Source organism: Dysosmobacter sp. (assembly GCF_052306735.1).
In the GTDB taxonomy this organism is placed as follows: domain Bacteria; phylum Bacillota; class Clostridia; order Oscillospirales; family Oscillospiraceae; genus Oscillibacter.
Map to the genome: position 1 here is coordinate 1 of NZ_DAWBAJ010000083.1, position 2,174 is coordinate 2,174.

Here is a 2,174-nt window from a genome sequence, read left to right on the forward strand (position 1 = left end):
GGCCGCCGCGCATGCAGTTGACGATGACGCAGGGCAGCTCGGCGCCGGCGATGTAGGTGATGCCCTCCTGCTTGAGGCTGATGCCCGGGGAGGAGGAGGAGGTCATGGCCCGCATACCGGAGCCGGCGGCGCCGTACACCATGTTGATGGCGGCTACCTCAGACTCGGACTGGACGAACACGCCGCCGGCCTTGGGCAGGTGGGCGGACATATACTCAGGCACTTCGCTCTGGGGGGTGATGGGATAGCCGAAGAAACAGTCACATCCGGCACGGATGGCAGCCTCGGCAATGGCTTCGTTGCCTTTCCAAAGTTCTTTTTCCACGGTTGACGACCTCCTTTTTCAGAATTTTTCCACGGTGATGATGGAGTCAGGGCAGATCTTGGCGCAGCTGGCGCAGGCAATGCACGCCGTAATGTCCGTTACGTGGGCGGGATGATAGCCCTTGCGGTTGATGACGCTCTGATCGATGGCGACAATGTGTTTGGGGCACACGGTGGTGCAGAGCTCACAGCCCTTGCAGTGGTCGGAATCAAAGGTTACCTTGGCAGTCATGATGGTGTGGTCCTCCTTTCCCCTTTGGCCGGGGTCATTCCCACGGCTTTTTCATTTTAATGGTGATCGGGAATACAGGTCCCGAAAGGTCTGACAATTCTCCGGCGAAGCGGTTCTCCGCCACATGGCACAAAACCGGAATCCCGGTCTGCTCTGAGACGGTCCCTGCCAGGCGGGCGCCCTTGCGGATCTCCTCCGGCGTGGTCTCGCCGCACAGGTGGGTGTTGTTGATGATGCCGCCGCAGGTGAGGCCTGTCACCGCCTCAATGCCCCGCAGGTACGCCACGGCGCTCTCCGGCTCCCGGACCTCCGGGCGGTTGGCGTTGAGCACATAGATGAGCTGGTAGTCCTCCCGGACGATCTTGGGCTGGAACCGGGCCAGCACCCGGGCTCCTACCGGGTCGCCGCCGATGTCCAGCACGCCCCGGATCTCCCGGTTTTCCAGGATGGTCAAAAGCTCCGCCGGCAGGGCCGGCACGTCGGCGTCGGAACACTCCTGGGAGGAGGAGATCACCCGCACGCCGGCCGCTTCCAGCATCTTCTTGCGCTCCCGGGAGCGGAAGTAGGGATTGACGATGTCCAGATCCGCCAGCATCACGCCGGCGCCTTCCTCCGCCATCTTCAGGGCCAGATTCACGGCGAACTCGGTCTTTCCGGTGCCGTAGTGGCCGGTGATGATGGAGACCCGGTGCCGGCAAATGTCCAAGGCATTCAAGGGTCGGTCACCTCTCAAAATTTTTTCGATTTGTTGGAAATTGGAAGTTGTATTATTTCTTTTTCTGTTGTATGATGTCATTGTACCCCAATTAAGATATGATGTCAAGTGCATCCGGCCCTTTTGGGGGGCTGTGGGAAAAATAACCGCGGCAGCGGCCGCGGGAAGGGAGGTTGATCGGCCATGAGTGCCGGAACGAAGAAGATCAAGCTGTCGGAACAGACAGCGGAGCGGCTGTACGACATGATCGTGGACGAGGGCCGCTATGCCCCGGGCAGCAAGCTGCCCAATGAAAATGAACTCAGTGACGCGCTGCAGGTCAGCCGCACCACGTTGCGGGAGGCCATCTCCTTTCTGGTGGCCCAGGGCGTGCTGGAGATCCGCCGGGGCAAGGGCACCTTTGTGGCCCAGACGCTGCCCACCCAGGCCATGGATCTCACGGCCCTCTCCAGCCTGCGCTCCCGGGTGCGGGCCAAGGATCTTTTTGAGATGCGGCTGATTTTCGAGCCCGCCACCGTGGCCATGGCCTGTCAGCGGGCCACGGACGAGGAGCTGCGTCAGATCCAGAAGAAAGCGGACCGGATGGAGCGCATTGCCGCCGCCGGGGGGGACTGGCCCCTGGCGGATCAGGAATTCCACATGGCGCTGATCCGGGCGTCCCACAACGAGTATATGCGCCGCCTGTACCCCATCATCAACAGTGCCGTCAACGAGATCCTTCAGATCACGGAAAACCGCCAGCAGATGCAGGACATCGCCGTCCGGGACAATCAGCTGATCCTGGAGTTTCTGCTGCGGCGGGACGAGGTGGGGGCCCGCCATGCCATGAGCATCCACATCAAGCACCTCATCAACACTCTCCATGAGGCGTAAGCATCTCCGTACCGCATCCAAAAAGGGGAT

At 61.2% G+C, this 2,174-nt stretch carries 3 protein-coding genes and 1 pseudogene; 1 reads left to right on the top strand and 3 read right to left on the bottom strand.

What is annotated here, in order from left to right; translation table 11 throughout:
• The 3 genes and pseudogenes from ACT67G_RS11860 to ACT67G_RS11870 all read right to left on the bottom strand — a co-directional run.
• Positions 1 to 325 (bottom strand): annotated as a pseudogene (locus ACT67G_RS11860) (3-methyl-2-oxobutanoate dehydrogenase subunit beta); the annotation flags it as partial.
• 18 nt (positions 326 to 343) lie between these two features.
• Entirely contained in the window at positions 344 to 556 is a 213-nt protein-coding gene (locus ACT67G_RS11865; protein WP_325247916.1) for a 4Fe-4S dicluster domain-containing protein, read from the bottom strand.
• Between the two features lie 34 nt (positions 557 to 590).
• The gene (locus ACT67G_RS11870; RefSeq protein ID WP_326215968.1) at positions 591 to 1,271 is read right to left on the bottom strand and encodes a hypothetical protein; all 681 of its coding nucleotides are present in this window, start codon (positions 1,269 to 1,271) and stop codon (positions 591 to 593) included.
• Between the two features lie 183 nt (positions 1,272 to 1,454).
• Between ACT67G_RS11870 and ACT67G_RS11875 the strand changes: the two genes are divergently transcribed.
• Complete coding sequence (locus tag ACT67G_RS11875; protein ID WP_325247913.1) at positions 1,455 to 2,144, top strand: FadR/GntR family transcriptional regulator; 690 nt, start codon at positions 1,455 to 1,457, stop codon at positions 2,142 to 2,144.
• The last annotated feature ends 30 nt before the right edge of the window (positions 2,145 to 2,174 follow it).